The 17,453-nt window shown below is 38.1% G+C and carries 10 protein-coding genes and 1 riboswitch; all 10 genes read left to right on the top strand.

Annotation, left to right across the window (positions count from 1 at the left end):
* Window positions 1-73: 73 nt before the first annotated feature.
* A riboswitch (cobalamin riboswitch) is annotated at window positions 74-268 on the bottom strand.
* 145 nt (window positions 269-413) lie between these two features.
* Window positions 414-3,194 (top strand): prolyl oligopeptidase family serine peptidase, encoded by a 2,781-nt coding sequence (locus tag M9949_07235; GenBank protein MCO5251200.1) that lies wholly within the window; start codon window positions 414-416, stop codon window positions 3,192-3,194.
* Window position 3,195: 1 nt separating this feature from the next.
* On the top strand, window positions 3,196-3,696 hold the full coding sequence (locus M9949_07240; GenBank protein ID MCO5251201.1) for a cupin domain-containing protein: 501 nt from the start codon (window positions 3,196-3,198) through the stop codon (window positions 3,694-3,696).
* A 14-nt stretch (window positions 3,697-3,710) separates the two neighbouring features.
* Window positions 3,711-4,838, top strand: a complete 1,128-nt coding sequence (locus M9949_07245) for a hypothetical protein (GenBank protein MCO5251202.1) — start codon at window positions 3,711-3,713, stop codon at window positions 4,836-4,838.
* A gap of 95 nt (window positions 4,839-4,933) precedes the next feature.
* A complete protein-coding gene (locus tag M9949_07250; protein MCO5251203.1) occupies window positions 4,934-7,030 on the top strand; it encodes a BatA domain-containing protein in 2,097 nt (698 codons plus the stop codon).
* 29 nt (window positions 7,031-7,059) lie between these two features.
* The gene (locus M9949_07255) at window positions 7,060-8,745 is read left to right on the top strand and encodes a metallopeptidase TldD-related protein (GenBank protein MCO5251204.1); all 1,686 of its coding nucleotides are present in this window, start codon (window positions 7,060-7,062) and stop codon (window positions 8,743-8,745) included.
* Window positions 8,746-8,787: 42 nt separating this feature from the next.
* Complete coding sequence (locus M9949_07260) at window positions 8,788-10,557, top strand: metallopeptidase TldD-related protein (GenBank protein MCO5251205.1); 1,770 nt, start codon at window positions 8,788-8,790, stop codon at window positions 10,555-10,557.
* 53 nt (window positions 10,558-10,610) lie between these two features.
* On the top strand, window positions 10,611-11,768 hold the full coding sequence (locus M9949_07265) for a Wzz/FepE/Etk N-terminal domain-containing protein (GenBank protein ID MCO5251206.1): 1,158 nt from the start codon (window positions 10,611-10,613) through the stop codon (window positions 11,766-11,768).
* Window positions 11,769-11,777: 9 nt separating this feature from the next.
* Complete coding sequence (locus tag M9949_07270; GenBank protein MCO5251207.1) at window positions 11,778-13,205, top strand: O-antigen ligase family protein; 1,428 nt, start codon at window positions 11,778-11,780, stop codon at window positions 13,203-13,205.
* On the top strand, window positions 13,195-15,084 hold the full coding sequence (gene mrdA / locus M9949_07275; protein MCO5251208.1) for a penicillin-binding protein 2: 1,890 nt from the start codon (window positions 13,195-13,197) through the stop codon (window positions 15,082-15,084). The genes M9949_07270 and mrdA overlap by 11 nt, the downstream gene beginning before the upstream one ends.
* 89 nt (window positions 15,085-15,173) lie before the next feature.
* A complete protein-coding gene (locus M9949_07280) occupies window positions 15,174-17,426 on the top strand; it encodes a hypothetical protein (GenBank protein MCO5251209.1) in 2,253 nt (750 codons plus the stop codon).
* Window positions 17,427-17,453 lie beyond the last annotated feature (27 nt).

Consider the following 17,453-nt stretch of genomic DNA (forward strand, 5'->3'; position numbering starts at 1 on the left):
CGGTAAGTCATTTCGATTTGGCGGTACCAATTTCTCATTACGTTTGTTTACGCAAACGCTGTGTCAAATTACACTCCAATGAGTATCGTCGAGTCTGTCTTCTGGCTTCGGTATCAACCTTTGCAACTTGCCTTCCCACCTAATCCGGTAGTGGCTGTCTTCCGACATAAGTTGCATCGTACTCCGTTACAGCGGCGTAACCGCACAGGATTCTCACCTGTTTCCTAAAACATTTTCATGCTTTTTCACTCAACGACGCATACAAATATAATCAAAATTGTAATTTTTTCGACTTTAATTTGTTTATTACAATATGAAATGTGCAAATTTTTCTTTTGGTTATGTAAAGAAATGCACTTATTTTGAAATTTGCTAAATTTGAAAATGAAGTTTTTAATTTTAATGGTAACAATATGAAACAATATGTCGTTTATTCTCGAATTATTTCTCTAATACTAACATTTATTTTACTCAGCTTACCCTCTTACGCCAAAAAGCCGTTTACATTAGACGATGCGATGAAATTCAAGTCACTCCACAGTCCGGTTATCAGCGAAAACGGTTTTTGGGTGGCATATCACGTCTCACCTGACAGAGGCGACCCAATCGGCTACATTCAATCCACAACTGATTCATCAAAATTTGAAATCGAAAGAGCCACTCGACCGGTTTTTTCACGTGACGATGTCTATACAGGCTTTACGTGGGTGCCAAAATCACTCGAAGTGGAGAATGCAAAAACACCCAAAGACAAGCCCAAAAATGGCTTTGTATTAGTTAAAAATACGACCGGAAGGATTGACAAAATCAAAGATGTCAAAAGTTTCGAGTTTTCCGAAGATTCAAAGTGGTGTGTATATCACAAGTTTGGGGATGAAGATAAAAAAAGCGAAAAATTGAAAAAGAAGCCAATTGGCTCTGAACTTGTGATTAGGCACTTATTCTCACAAACTGAAATTCGGGTGGATTACGTTACCGAATATGCTTTGGATAGTGCTGGCACATACATTTTTTATAGTGTTTCATCACCTGATGGCGAACGTGACGGCTTATACTTGCGGAGACTTCTCGAAGTATTTGCACCGGAATTTGCTGTAAACAAAGCCGAAAACACACTCTATTCGGGATTGGCATGGACTCCCCATACCAAAGCATTGGGATATATTTCCTCAACATTGACGACTGAAGGTGTTCCCAAAGAAGGCACTTTGATGATTTGGGAAGAAATCAGGGCTCAACAATATCAAATTGCTGTGACCCCTCAAACTGCTCCAAAGGGTTGGTATATACCATACAATAACAAAACCAAATGGAGCGATGATGGTCTGAGTCTTTTCATCGGGCTAAAACCTGATGCCGAGCGTGACACAATCGAAACTAAAGCAATCATCTACACTGATGACTCTTTCTACAACATTGATTCGGTATTGACTAAATCTTCGGAGTTCATCTGGCATTGGGATGACCCACTTATCAGCTCCAATCAAGTTAATTGGTGGAATAAGAGCAAGGATAGAACTTTTACATCAGTGTATAATCTCCGTTCAAAAAGGTTCTTCCAACTGGCAGATTCGTCTTGCAATAATGTCGTTGCTGCCGACAATTCAATTTACACAATTGGCTACGACAACACTCCTTACCAAAAGGAAATCACCTACAAGGGCTGGTTTTTCGATTTGTATGTATTCAATTTGCAAACAGGAACCAAGAAAAAAATAGCGACAAGACTTGCCGAACAAGCATATTTGTCACCTCAAGGAAAACATGTATTGTTTTTCCAAAATAAACATTGGCATATTTATGACACAAATAAAGATTCTTTAGCAAACATAACTATAAATGTCCCTATACCATTTTATGATGTTGACAACGATATTCCTGCCGAAGCCGGCAGCTACGGTATTGGAGGTTGGTTTCAAGATGACAATTATGTTTTGATCAACGAAAAATATGATTTCTACAAATTTTTCACTACAGATCCGGGTTCATTCATAAATATGTCTGGAACTTACGGACGCAAAAATCAACTACAATACCGATATACAAATTTAGACCCGAGAAATAAAGCTATATTGAATAAAGATACCTTTTACGTGCATGTGTATTCGGAAAAGTCCAAATCTACAAACATGTTCTTTTTCGAGGAGCATATTGCAGGTGGTATCAACGTTACAACAGAAACCGGAAGGGGATTTTACGAGGAAAAGACATTCAAAATCCTTGGCAGGTCAAAAAATAACAAGTTGATTTTCTCACGAGAAAGTTTTGACGAATTTCCCGATATTTGGTTTACTGATAATCCAATGCTTGACAATCCAATAAGAATCACTGATATTAATCCTCAGATGAAGGATTTAAAATGGGGTACAACAGAAATTGTGAGATGGGTCTCACCACTGGGAGATTCATTAGATGGGTATATTATCAAACCCGACAATTTCGACCCCAAAAAGAAATATCCTGTGCTTGTGTATTATTACGAGCGATTTTCTTCGAGAACATTTACATTTTACCAACCGCGAGTAAATCATCGCCCGATTTATCAATTATATCTGTCTGACGATTACTTAGTCTTTGTACCGGATGTTGTTTACAAAACGGGACGCCCGGGATATGATGCAACCGATGCTATTCTTTCGGGACTCAAAGTGCTGATTGACCGTGGAATTGCTGACCCCGATAGACTTTGTATTCAAGGGCATTCATGGGCAGGATACCAAACAGCATTTGTTATCACCCAAACGGATATGTTCAAAGCTGCGTCAGCAGGAGCTCCTGTAGGCAATATGACGAGTGCTTATAGTCAGATAAGAACCGAAAGCGGGCTTGCCCGACAATTCCAATACGAATCTCAGCAAAGCCGTATCGGTGGGAACTTGTGGGATTCTTTGGATGCTTATATGAATAATTCACCAGTGTTTCTTGCCCCAAAAATCAACACGCCTCTATTGATTTTACATGGAAACGAAGATGAAGCAGTCCCTTTTTCGCAAGGGGTAGAAATGTATCTTGCACTCAGAAGATTAGACAAACCTTGTGTGCTCGTAGAATACAACAAAGAGCCTCACCATCCAAGAAAATACGAAAACAAATTGGATTGGCAAATTAAAATGAAAGAGTGGTTCGACCACTACGTTTTGGGCAAAGAAGCTCCGAAATGGATTAAAGACGGCAAACCGTATTACGGGAAATAGTGTGAATACAAAAGCAAGCGAATACATCGAAGCTCTCAATATGCAAAAACATATTGAGGGCGGATATTTTGTCGAGACATTTAAGTCGCAATATTCCGTATCATCTGAAGATTTGCCTGATGGCTTTACCGGAAAACGGAGTTTGATGACATCAATTTATTTCCTATTGGAAGGCAATGATATTTCCAAATTACACAGAGTGCGTGGAGATGAAATTTGGTTCTTCCATGACGGCTCACCGGCAATTATTGAAATAATCAATCCAAATGGGAAAGTAGATAAAATGATACTTGGCACTGATGTCAAATCAGGGCAATTGCCACAGATAGTCATTCCGGCAGACACATGGTTTACTGCAAAAATAGCCGATGAAGACAGCTTCGTACTGATTGCGTGTACAGTAGCTCCCGGGTTTGAATATGTTGATTTTGAACTTGCTGACCCCGAAAAACTCATTCTTGAATTTCCTCATTTGAAAGAAATTATTTTAAAATCAACGTAAACGGAGTTTATAAAATGGATTTGGAAGTCAAAATAGTTAAAACAAAATCAGATTTGGTGAAATTCATCAAATCTCAATGGAATTTTTATCATAACGACAAATACTTCATACCGCCAATAATTGCCGACAGAATCAAACTGCTCAGTAAGGATAAAAATCCGTTCTTCAAACATGCCGAAATGGAGTTGTTCATGGTCGAATCCGACGGCAAAGTGCTTGGTAGAATTGGAGCAATCAAAAACGACAATCACAATCTTGTTCACGAAGATAAAATGGGCTTCTTTGGATTCTTCGAGTGCATTGATAACCAAGAAGTAGCAGATTTGTTATTCGCACAAGCGGCGAATTGGCTCAAATCGAAAGGGTTGACTCATGCGAGAGGACCGCTAAATCCATCAATTAATGATGAAATAGGAACATTGATTGAAGGATTTGACGACAGTCCGCAGATACTAATGCCTTATAATCCTCGATATTATCCGAAAATAATAGAAAACGCGGGATTCGCCAAAGTGAAGGATTTATTTGCTTACCAGTTGCATTATAGGGATTTCGCAACTGATAAGATGAAGAGATTGCAAGGACTTTTGCGTGAAAAGTATAAAGTCACAGTAAGAGAAGTGAATTTTAAAAATAAAAAGCAATTTCTTGAAGATATTGAAACACTCAAAGTAATCTATAATCAAGCTTGGCAACCAAATTGGGGTGCTGTGAAGATGACTGATGATGAATTCGACTTTTTGGCTTCAGATTTGAAACCAATAGCACAACAAAGTTTAGTATTCATTATTGATGTCAAGGGCAAACCGGCAGGTTTTCATATTGCGCTGCCCGATTTGAATCAAGTGTTTAAATACAATCGTAGTGGAAGTATGATTGGTGCTATTTGGCATATGTTGACTAAAAAACGCAGAATCAATAGAGTGCGAATCATGGTGTTGGGCGTTTTACCCGAATTTCAGAAGCTCGGACTTGACGCAATATTATATTACGAATCGGGCGAAAGAGCCGACAAATTGAAGTTGAACGACGCAGAAGCATCATGGATTTTGGAAGATAACGAGATGATGAACAAAGGTTTGACTACTTCAATGAACGGAAAAGTTTACAAAAAATATCGCGTTTACGAGAAAGCACTTTGATTTTAATTTGCAATACAATCAATGATGATTATAATTTAGAAGGATTGATTCGTCTATTAATTTTATTACTAAATGAGAATAAGACAGAAGAATAAATGAATTTTCTGAATCCTTTGATTTTAATAGGCCTTGTAGCAGCAGGTATCCCATTACTACTACATCTTTTGAATCTCCGTAAGTTAAAGACGGTGGACTTTTCTACGTTAAAATTTATCAAAGAGCTCCAAAAGACAAAAATTCGCAAACTCAAACTGAAACAAATTCTGTTGCTGATTCTTCGTACTTTAATTATCATTTTTGCAGTTTTAGCATTTGCCAGACCAACTATCGAAGGTACTCTCCCCTTTTTTGAATCATATGCCAAATCGAGCGTAGTCATCATCGTTGATAATTCATTTAGTATGGATATATCGGATGAATACGGCAATAGATTGAATCAGGCGAAAAATGCAGTTCGAGCACTGATGCAAAACATGAACGAAGGTGATGAAATTGCACTTTTCGAAATGGCAAACAATCAATTCGACGTACTTAACTCCTTTGCGACCAGCACAGAACTAATCGAATCAAATTTGAATAATATCAAAATCACACCACTTCCGGCAAAGTTGGATAATAGTCTTAAATTTGCCCAAATAATATTGGAAGATGCAAAAAATTTGAACAAAGAAATTTTCATAATCTCAGACTTCCAATCAAATGTGTTTGAAACATCAGAGTTTGATTCTATCAAGATGAAAGACCCGTCAGTGAGCTTCTTTTTAATCCCTGTCGGGGCAAATTCCAAAGCATCGTTGAATAATTTGAGCATAGATTCGCTAAACCTTTTGAGCAGTATATTCGTTCCAAATCGTCCCGTAGAAGTCGAAGCATACATTCGCAATAGCTCAAATACGGACATAAAGGGCGCTGTAGTCAGCATGATGTACAATGACCAACGTGTGGCTCAGCGTGCGATTGACGTTCCGGCAGGAAAAAGTATTGCGGTTGCAATTGCAGCTCCACCTCAAAATCGCGGACCAATCAAAGCAACTATAATGACCGAGAATGATGTACTGGATTATGATAATACGAATTTCTTCGGTTTTCATATTCCCGAATCACCCCGAATTTTGATTGCAGGTGACCCAACGGATGTGTTCTTTGTCGAAAATGTATTGAGAGCATCTGACGAAAAAAATGAAACTTCGCTTACAGTAGTGAGTCCACAGTTGTTTGCATCTCAAAACCTCGTCTCTTTTGACTTGGTGATTTTAGCAGGTGGCGATTATGCAAGAGCCGATTTTGACCGAATTACGCAATATGTCGAAAATGGCGGTGCGGCTATGGTTTTCCCTGTGAATGTTCAAAATATGGCAGATTTATCTTATTTCACATCAAAGCTCGGATTGGGAAATTCAACTGAAATAGTTTTTGAATCAAGCAAACCGGGACGCTTTACTATAGTCGAATCATCGCATCCGATTTTTGATAATGTGTTCAAAAAAGATGAATCAGAGGCGAAAAATGTTGAATCTCCAAAAATTTACAGAACAGTGAAAGTTGACGGTGGCAGAACGATTATCAAATCTACCGATGGCGTATTTTTCGTAGAAAATGAAGTTGGCGATGGCAAAGTTTACTACTTCGGAGTAAAACCCACAACACAATGGAGCGATTTCCCATTTGTAGGAATTTTTCCGGCATTGATACACCGCAGTATGATATTACTTACATCATCATCGGACAAAGCGATTGAATCAATTATTGGCAGTTCGGCGAATATAATTATACCCAAGAGATATGCGGGAACTAATCGCTTCAGAATCGTTGACCCGAATGGGAACGAATTTTTCCGTGATGTAGTCAATTTACCATCCGGTGCGGTAGTCTCGCTCGAAAACATGACTGTCAAAGGGCTTTATCAAATTTTTGATGAAAAAGGTAACTTTATAACCCAAATTGCCGTCAATCATAATAGTACAGAATCCGAAATTATGAAGACTGATATGACAAAAATTTCCGGTCAGGTACGCACAAGATTGCTTGCAAACAATAATTTGAATATTATTGAAGATATTGATGAAATAGACCAAGGGCTCAGCCAAGCGAGGGTCGGTACAGAATTATGGCAATTATTTTTGTTACTGACTTTGATTACAGCCGTTATAGAGATGTTAGTGGCGAGAGTAACTAAAAATGAACAAGTTTAGAAAATAAATTAAATATAAATGGTATGATTATGAAAAAATTATTAATAATAACTTTGATGTTGACGGCATTCGGTATGAGCCGTATAAACGCTGAAGAAGCGGTTTTCCGAGCGATGCAGACTGAGATAAAGCGAAGCATAAATGAACTCAAAAAGCAGGAATTTCCGCCCTATTTCATCTCCTATAACATCACAGATGTCGAAGTAACGGCGATTGTAGCTAGTTTTGGTAAAATTTTGAGTTCCGGCGAAAACAAATCTCGAGTTTTGGATATTGATTTGCGGGTTGGAGATTATGATTTCGATAATACTCACATTATTCGCGGTAACCCGTTCAACTTCGGAAGTTCCGGCGGTGCAATAACTTTGCCCTTAGAAACCGATGAAGAAGCGATAAGAAATATGATTTGGTTTGCTACCGACAGGCGTTTCAAGAATGCAATTGAAAGATATGAAAAAGCGATAACAAACAAAGCGGTCAAAGTGGCTGAGGAAGATTCATCTGCTGATTTTTCGCGAGAAAAACCCGTTTTATATACGGGTAAAAGGCTCGGATTTACTGTAGATACAGTAAAATGGAGCAATGCAGCACGTGAATTATCGGGTATGTTCAACGCACACCCGCTAATTTTTGGGGCATCAGTTCGTTTCAATACCGAAATTAAGCATAAATACTACGTCAACACCGAAGGTAGCAAAATGAATTGGTCTGAAACAAGTGCAAGAATCTTTGTGAATGCATACACCAAAGCCGATGACGGGATGACTTTGCCTTTGTATCGGAGCTATTTTGCTTTTACTCCCGATGAATTACCAAGCAAAGAGCAAATCGCAAAAGATATTGATGATATGATTGTGTTATTGAATGAATTGCGAAATGCACCAATGGCAGAAACTTTCACGGGTCCGGCAATTTTGTCTGGTGAAGCAGCAGGTGTGTTTTTTCACGAGATTTTCGGTCATAGAGTTGAAGGGCACAGAGAAAAAGACCCGAATTCGAGCCAAACTTTCAAAAAATCAATCGGGCGAAAAATTCTACCCGAATTTATAGATGTTGTGTTCGACCCAACAAAAAGTGAATTGAATGGCACTCCTCTTTCCGGATATTATAAATATGATGACGAAGGCGTAACTGCAAATAAAGTAGTCACAGTCAAAGATGGCGTTTTCAGCAACTTCCTAATGTCACGCTCACCTATCGAAGGGTTTTCGTACTCTAACGGACATGGCAGAAGACAACAAGGATTTCAAGTTGTATCGCGCCAATCAAATATGATTGTAACTTCAACGCAAACTGTTAGTAATGATGATTTGCGGAAAAATCTTCGCGAAGAAATCAAAAAGCAAAATAAAGATTACGGGCTATTATTCGTAGAAGTTTCCGGAGGTTTTACATTCACATCGCGTACAATTCCGAATGCTTTCAATGTTACACCATTGGTTGTATATAAAGTATATGCAGACGGCAGACCGGACGAGCTTGTACGTGGAGTTGACTTGATTGGTACTCCGCTTACAACTTTTTCTAATATAATTGCAACCGGTGATGACATGGGCATTTTCAATGGTATTTGCGGAGCCGAATCCGGCGGAGTTCCGGTTTCAGCATGCTCGCCAAGTTTGCTCGTAAGCACAATTGAAGTGCAAAAGAAGTCAAAATCTCAAGCAAAACCGCCAATTCTGGATTCACCAGTTCTGACGAACAAAGCCAATTAATCAGTTTAAATTGTAAACAAATAAAAAATAACGGAAAATTTGATGAATAAAATATTTTTGATAATTGTTATATTCTTGATTAATACCACATTCAGCCTATCCTTAATCAACGATACCAAAAATGACGATGAAATAATGAACGCACTTAGGGACGAAATTTCACGTTCGCTTAAGAAACTGAAATTGGAATCAATCAGAGCGCCCTATTACATAGAATATTCGCTTAGACTTCGCAAAGTTTATAATGTAAAATCGGATTATGGTCTGTTGACAGAATCGAACAACATGAGTTACGCTCTACTCAATGTAGGAGTGCGAGTTGGCGATTACAAGTTCGATAATACAAACTTTTTCGATGTTGGACTGAGTTTTTTCGGCAGTAGCGATGATGAGGAAAATTTCAGAAATCGTCAAATCCCGATTGAGCTTGATTATTCGACATTGAGACGTGAGCTATGGCTTGCTACAGATGCTGCTTACAAACAAGCTGCGGAATTATACTCTAAAAAAGAAGCGATACTCAAGAGCTTGATGAGACGCGATACAATTCCCGACTTCTTGGAAACAGCACCCACGAAAAATAAAATCATCAAAAACACTCCGCCATTTGAAACCAAAAAATTTGAAGATTTGGCGAAAAAATTATCGCACTCATTCAGAAATTATCCAGATATAATAAATTCAACAGTCGGAATCGAATATTTGCCGGAAAAAGTTTATTACGTAAACAGTGAAGGAACGGAATATATCACGACTGATTATTACACAGGATTGGAAGTAGTTGCATTCACACAGGCAAATGACGGAATGCCACTTACGAATTTTTATACGGCATTAGGCAAAACCCCGAACGACTTGCCATCAGCAGATTCGCTCATGAAAGCAGTGAAATCTGTTGCCGATGTTTTGAACAAAATGTCAAAATCTGTACCCTTGGATGAACCTTATGCCGGACCCGTCGTTTTCTCGGATGCAGCGGCTGGAGAATTGATTGGGCAAGCTTTCGCACCAAACTTCGTAACTCAACGCGCTCCACTTGCAGAAGGCGGTACTGCGTTTAATGACCGTTTCGGGGCATTCCAAAATAAAATCGGGGGACGCGTTCTGCCAGAATTCCTGAGTGTAACCGCCGACCCAAACAGCGAAAGAATGTACGACACAAGATTACTCGGTAGCTTCGAACTTGACGGCGATGGATTGAAACCAAGCAAAGTCAGTTTAGTTGAAAATGGTTATCTAAAGAATTTGCTATCGGAACGTATCCCCACTCGCCGGGTTAAGCAATCCAATGCACATAAAAGGGGTGGCTCGGCAATGCTATCGAACATTATTTTCACAAGTGATAAAGAGCATTCCGTTAGCAGTGATTCATTAATCAACCGAATGATGGAACTTTGCAAAGCACGAGAATTGCCTTACGGGATTGTGGTCACAAAGCTTTTGAATCAAAATATATTATTTACGACATTATTCAGGATTGCATACGGTGCTTACCAACCTGCAACGGGCAACAACGTAATTACAATTGTGGAAGCATATAAGGTATTTCCCGACGGCAAACGAGAAATAATTCGCGGTGGCGAATTGTCGGGCGTAAATGTGCAATCTTTCAAGGACGTACTTTTGATGGGCAACAGTAACTACGTTCATAATTTTCTTTCACCTTCGGTAATATCGCCATTCATAACCGGTGGCGACCAATACTTAGGTGTATCAATAGTTTCGGGCGATTTATTGTTCGAAGATGTTGAAATCAGAAATAGCGAACGTGATTATAAAAAACCACCAATTTTAGACAGTCCTTTAAAGTAATCGTTAAAATGACTATTTTTGATGTTATGAAAAATTAATTTATCTGAGAGGATATGTCAACTGAATTGAATCAAAAAAATGAGGAGTTCTCTTCGATACTCTTCTTAGCATTTTTATTAAAGCACAAGTGGTTTATATTAATATTCACCTTGGTAGTAACCGGAATATCAATTTGGGTAGCTCTTTTGATACCAAATCAATACAAGTCAACAGTAAACTTGGTACCTCCTCAATCGAATGATGGTATGATGGGCGGCTCGATGGGTGCAATTTCTTCGACACTCAAAGATTTCGGGTTGACCAAATTGGGCGGTCAAGCCGGCGAAGGTTACTCATTCATAGTAATACTTCACAGCCGGACTGTAGTTGATTCCATTATCAAAGAGTTTGATTTGCCAAGAGTGTATGATATTCCTGATACTATGATGTCAAAAATCCGAATGAAATTCAATGAGAATTTGGACATTACTTACGAAAAGGAAGGGAATTATTACATCAGTATTATTGATGAAAGCCCTCAAAGAGCAGCCGATATAGCTAACCGATTTGGTGAAGTTGCAAATGATTTGGCTACAAAGCTATTCAACGAAGAAGCCGCTTTCAATTTGCATTTCATGAATAAGCAGATTCATGCTACCGATTCGGTAATCTCATTTATTGCCGATACATTGGAAAAATTCTCCCGTCGTACTTTGATTTTCTCCCCAACCGACCAAGCGTCAGCCATGAGCAAGGCTTTATCGGATTTGAAAGCTGAAGAAATAAAGAATGACATCGCATACGAATATTACAAATCATACTTGGGCGAAGATGATTATATGACAAAATCAATTCTGACGCTCAAGGAGCAAACTCGGAAAAAAATCGCTGAAGTAACAACTAAGCCCGGATTTGCAGGTAATTTTTCACTCGAAGACGCCGCTGAAGAAGGTATAGAATACTTGAGATTATTCACTGAATTCGAAACATATTCGAAAGTAAAAGCGTTTATCTTGCCAATGGTCGAAAAAACTAAATTAGACGAGATTAAAAAAGTGAAGAATTTGTTCGTATTAGATGCTGCAGTCCCGGCTGAACGCAAGGAAAAGCCAAAGCGAATGTTTATAGTAGCAGGTGCATTTATTGGAGCTTTTATATTTTCGATATTCATACTCGTGCTACTTCGTGGTTTCCAAAATGTCAGAACACAATTACGTTCTATCGGCAGCTAAGAAATGCAAATGCTTGATGCTCATAAAAAGCAGTTTTTGTTCTCAGATAAATTGCTGATTGTCGGACTTATCCTTTCGAGTATTTTTTTCGCAGCGATAATATTAGCTTCGGTTTATTTTGATGTCATGCTTTATGTTTTGCCGGTTATTGCAATTGCCCCACTATTCTACTTTGTCACAGTAAAGCCGAAAATTTGGCTTTATACGCTTTTGGCACTTACGGGTATTTTCTTCCAAACAACCGGTGGCGGAATTTCGGCTATAGATGTTGTGATGGCAATATATTTCTTAGGCAGTATTCTTGCATGGTTCTTTCATCGAATGTTTGTTATCAGAAAAAAAGTGGCTGAAAATATTGGTGATTGGTTAGTTCTCGCATTTTTCATCTTAATACCCCTGAATTTGATAATTGTCATAATGAATGACGCAGACCCTGAGCTCTGGCTGCGTGAAACACTAATGATGGCAATTGTATTAATGTACTTCCCTATCCGAGATATTGTTCGTACCGAAGCTGACATCAAGAAGGTCTTACTCGTTTTTGCGATTGTAATTGCCGGAGTTGGCACATATCAACTTTACGATTACTACATTAGGGTCACCGCCAAGATGGTTTATGCTTATGAATTGATTCATTCGATGAGTACCAATCAAACTCTTTACACAGCAGCCTCATTGGTTGGTCTGATATTTTTGATTACAACTGAGAGCGTAAAAGTCAGGATTTTTTCAATAATTTTTACAGCAATGTCCGTTGCATTTTTATTTAGTACCTTTTCACGGACATTTTGGGTGATACTTGTTTTGTCGGTTTTTCTGATTTTTTTGATTGTACCATTTCAGAAAAAGATACGCATGGCTTTATCAATCGGATTCTTAGTCATTTTTATTGGCTCTTCGGCATTTTTGTTGATGAGAGATAATGTTACACTGCTTTATGAGGCATCGAAGAACAGATTACTTTCTTCAACAAAAGTTAGAGATGATATTTCATTAAGGTCAAGATTGATAGAATGGGAGCAGGTGTTGAATTTGATTTACGAAAACCCTCTCGGTGGAAACGGACTTGGAAAACATTTTCATTATTACGAACCGATTAGAATGCAGACCAAACATACTTCTATCATTCATAACGGTTATTTGTTTCTGCCTTTTAGACTTGGTATTCCTTTATCGCTATTTTATTTTTCGTTTTTAACCTTCTATGTGTTCAAAACTATTAATTTGTTGCCCAAAGCAAGAAGTGAATTTGAAAAGTCGCTTATTTACTCGATAATCGGGGTTTTCATGTCCTTATTTATATCAAATTACACAAGTTCGCAATTCTTTTATCGAGATGGAATATTTGTAACTGCAATGATAATTGCATTTATTTGTATTTTGGAAAGAATCATAAATCAAAAGAGTTTATCGGAATCAACGGCAGATGCAAATTAATCTCAGATATGCAGACAATACTTTTGAAAATAAGGGCAGAAAGCTGTTTCTAAAGGTTTTCATTATAGCAATTTTCTTGGTTTTCACCGGAAGATTGGCTCAATTACAGATAATCGAAGGCAAAAAATATCGTTCAGACAGTGAAGCACAAGCCATCAAAACTGTTAGAATAGAGCCATTTCGGGGTAATGTTTTTGACAGAAATGGCGAAATGTTGGTGCATAACGAGCCTTCATTTTCGGTGACTCTTACTCCAAATGATTTCAAACAGTCCTCTATCCCACTTTTGTGTTCGATATTGGAAGTTGATTCTGCCGAAATATCAAAATTGTATGAGGCAAACAAAGGTACATCGAAATTCATACCAATAAAAATCCACAGAGATGCTGATTTCAGGACAGTTTCGCTTATTGAAGAATATAGTGACCATTTGCCCGGAATCGAAATAATGATAGATTCGAAGCGGCTTTATGAATTTGAAGGTCATATGGCACATTTGCTTGGTTATACACGAGAAATTTCTAAAAGGCAACTTGCAAATAGTCCATTTTTATATCAAGGAGACCAAATTGGTCAATCCGGAATCGAAAGAACTTTTGACAGTGATTTGCGAGGTAGAGAGGGCATTCAGTTTGTAACAGTAAACAAATTTGGGCAACGAGTTGCAAGTTTTGATAACGGTAGAAGCGATATCCCTTCTAAAAACGGTTTCGATGTTCATCTTGGCATTGACAAACGATTGCAGGAACATGCCGAATTACTCCTTAAAGACAGGCGCGGCTCGGTTGTAGCAATCAATCCGCAAGACGGCTCGGTATTGGCATTAGTCAGCAAACCTGATTATGACCCACGTGATTTCAGCGGCAAAATTTCTTCGAGTTTGTATAATGGACTTATGAATGACCCTGCATCACCAATGTTGAACAGAGCAATTCAATCGCAATATCCGCCGGGTTCGACATGGAAAATGCTTATAGCGATTGCTGCACTGCAGGAAGGGATAATTAACGAAAACACCACGATTTATTGCGGTGGTGGTTTGCAATACGGAGGCAGATTCTGGAAATGCCATGGTGCACACGGAAATATAAGTGCCAGACGTGCAATTCAGACTTCATGCAACACTTATTTCTATACTTTGGGAATGAGATTAGGTATTGATTTGTTCGAAAAATACACAGATATGTTCAGTTTCGGGCATAAAACCGGAATAGATTTGCCTCACGAAAATCCCGGACTTATCCCAACTCGAGAGTGGTTAGAAAAAAGATTAGGGAAGATTAATTTCTCAGGTAGAATGGTAAATTATGGTATCGGGCAGGGCGAAATCTCCACAACGCCTTTGCAAATGGCGGCTTACACTGCAGCAATTGCAAATGGTGGCACTTACTACCGTCCCCGCGTTGTGACCCATATTCGGAATAATTTATCCAACAAAATGGAACCACTCGAACAATACGCAAGAAAACTTGAAATTGACAGTAAGATAATGGATTTAATCAAAAACGGTATGTCCGATGTGGTCAATCTTTCAGGCGGTACAGCAGCAATCGCTCGTATGCCCGATGTAGAGGTTTGCGGAAAAACGGGAACTGCACAAAACCCACATGGCAAAGACCATGCTTGGTTTGTTTGTTTCGCACCCAAAGAAAACCCAACAATTGCAATGTGTGTATTTATCGAAAATGCCGGATTTGGTGGAGCAGTTGCTGCGCCGATTGCAGCACAATTACTGAAGGCATTCTTCAATCCCGAATTATACGAAACTCCCGAACAACATAAATTGATGGCAATTACTGAAAATCCTGAAATTATTAATGATATGATTGAAGAAGTGATATTGGAAGAAATCTTAGATGTGATTGAAGAATCAGATTAAAAATTTATTTTAAATATTTTGTTTCCTTTTTACGTTTCATGTGTATGTAAGATAATTCTAAATTTATATATATATTTATGGAGTTTAATATGCATCATTTCAAGTACCTTATTTCCGCATTAGCACTTGTTGCTTTTTTGTTCGTTTCATGCAGCGACAATTCGTCAAGCCCGGCTTTGACCGAAGATTTCACAGGTTTTGTGAAAAATTCCGAAGACCAAGCAATTGAAAATGCAAATATCGAAATATTCGGTTTGGAAGACAAATTGATTGCGAGCGATATCACAGATAAAGATGGCAAATTCACTCTGACATCAATCCCAATCAAAAAGGAAGGATTGACTTACAGAGTCAGACATGCCGAATATGCCACAATCTCCGGAGACTTTGAAACATTTTACAATGCACATAAATCTGAAGCCGGAAAATCTCCCGTTGTTTTCAAACTCCTTCAAGAAGATTCTTGCTGCGGAGATATGACCGTTCAAGTTTTAGATTATGAATCCGGCGACCCGCTCGAAAATGTCGAAGTGAAAATTTCAAGAGGAAACGAATGGAGCGAAAAGAAATATACTGATGGCGAAGGCGTGCAAAACTTTGGTGCATTATGTGCCGGCAAACATTGGCTCAGATTCGCTCTCGAAGGCTACCAAGTAGTTGAAGATTATTTTGAAATCGTTGAGTGCGACACTTTGAATTTGACAATTAAAATGAAAATCAAAGATGCTGATGAATGTTGCAACAACATTCTAAATTTCGTTGTCACAGATAAAGATGGAAATGCAATCAGCAATGCCAAAGTGAACTTATATCGTGATGGCAAGTTAGTAAAAGACGATAAAACTAATGAAGATGGCAAACTTACTTATAGCGAATTATGCAAAGGTAAATATACATTCGCTATTTTAAAAGATAGCTACAAAGGAATTGAAGGATATCAAATCTTTGATTGTGAAGAAAATGTTACCGTTAACAAAACTTTAAGCAAGGAAGAAAACTTAGAATGTTGCGACAATACTTTAAATTTCATAATCAGTGATGAAAATGGCAATGCAATTAAGGACGCAAAAATCATACTTTACCGCAATGGTAAGGCTGTTCATGATGGTAAAACAGATGACAATGGCAAAATCACTTTTGCTGAACTTTGCAAAGGAAAATATACCTATGCCATCCAAAAAGACACTTACAAAGGTGTTGAGGGATATCAAATTTTTGATTGCAAAGAAAACATTACAGTTGAAAAAACTTTGTATAAAGGCAATAATGAAGCATGTTGCGATAACAAATTGACTATTTTTGTCGGCGATGACGCCAATAATCCTTTAGCTAATGCAACAGTACTGCTTTACCGTGATGGGAAAGTTGCAAAAGAAGGGAAAACCGGCAATGACGGTTATGTTTATTTCGCTGAACTTTGCAAAGGAAAATATAGTATATTAATCAAGAGCGAAGGTTTCAAACCGTTTGAATTCCATCATACTTTCGGATGCGAAGAAGATATTAAATACAATAAGACTTTGGTTAAAGACCAAGGCGAAGATTGTTGCGGAGTGTTGAAATTGACTGTAATTGATAAAACTACAAACACTCCAATTGCCAACGCAGAAGTCAAAATCACACGCGCTGATAATAAATTCTACGACATTAAGAAAAGCGGCAATGACGGTAGTGTCGAATTCACTAAGCTTTGCATGAGCAAATACTGGGTTCGCGTAGCTGCTGAAAATTACAAAGTTGTTGAAGATTATGTTTATATCGAAAATTGCGATAAAGCTGTTGAAAAAACTATCAAATTGGAATCAAAAAACAACACTGAATGTTGCGACAACACTATCAATTTTATCGTAAAAGATGCCGATGGCAATCCTTTGAGCGGAGTTAAAATCAAGTTGATTAAAGACAATACAGTAAAGAAAACTTTGGAAACGCAAAACGGTACCGCTTCTACAGGCAAAATCATGTGCAAAGGAAGCTATAAAGTTGTGATGATGAAAGAAGGCTATCAAACAATTGAATTTCAAACAAGCGTAAATTGCAACGAAGACATCACAATTGATAAAAAACTCGAAGGTGGAAAATGTTGCGATGCTCAAATCAAAATCGCTGTTAAAGATGCCGATTCTGAAGAATCGTTAAACGGTGCTAAGGTCAGACTTTGGAAAGATGGCAAAGTTGAACGCGAAGGTACAGTCGAAAACGGCTACGTTTGGTTTAAAGAACTCTGCGAAGGCAAATACGGCGTTGACATTATGTACGAAGGATACAATGGAATGGAATTCCAGTATGAAATCAGTTGCAAAAATGACAATTATTTAGTAAAGAAATTGAGCAAAAAATAATTTTTTTCATTTTCTATAAAACTTTTG

Origin of the sequence: Candidatus Kapaibacterium sp. (genome assembly GCA_023957315.1) — a bacterium.
Taxonomy (GTDB): domain Bacteria; phylum Bacteroidota; class Ignavibacteria; order Kapaibacteriales; family UBA2268; genus PGYU01.

Bases quoted from the DNA above. Each gene is read 5' to 3' on its own strand.
- M9949_07270 (MCO5251207.1), top strand. From the start codon at position 11,778: ATGCTTGATGCTCATAAAAAGCAGTTTTTGTTCTCAGATAAATTGCTG.
- M9949_07255 (MCO5251204.1), top strand. From the start codon at position 7,060: ATGAAAAAATTATTAATAATAACTTTGATGTTGACGGCATTCGGTATG.
- M9949_07265 (MCO5251206.1), top strand. From the start codon at position 10,611: ATGTCAACTGAATTGAATCAAAAAAATGAGGAGTTCTCTTCGATACTC.
- M9949_07250 (MCO5251203.1), top strand. From the start codon at position 4,934: ATGAATTTTCTGAATCCTTTGATTTTAATAGGCCTTGTAGCAGCAGGT.
- mrdA (MCO5251208.1), top strand. From the start codon at position 13,195: ATGCAAATTAATCTCAGATATGCAGACAATACTTTTGAAAATAAGGGC.
- M9949_07245 (MCO5251202.1), top strand. From the start codon at position 3,711: ATGGATTTGGAAGTCAAAATAGTTAAAACAAAATCAGATTTGGTGAAA.
- M9949_07280 (MCO5251209.1), top strand. From the start codon at position 15,174: ATGCATCATTTCAAGTACCTTATTTCCGCATTAGCACTTGTTGCTTTT.
- M9949_07260 (MCO5251205.1), top strand. From the start codon at position 8,788: ATGAATAAAATATTTTTGATAATTGTTATATTCTTGATTAATACCACA.
- M9949_07235 (MCO5251200.1), top strand. From the start codon at position 414: ATGAAACAATATGTCGTTTATTCTCGAATTATTTCTCTAATACTAACA.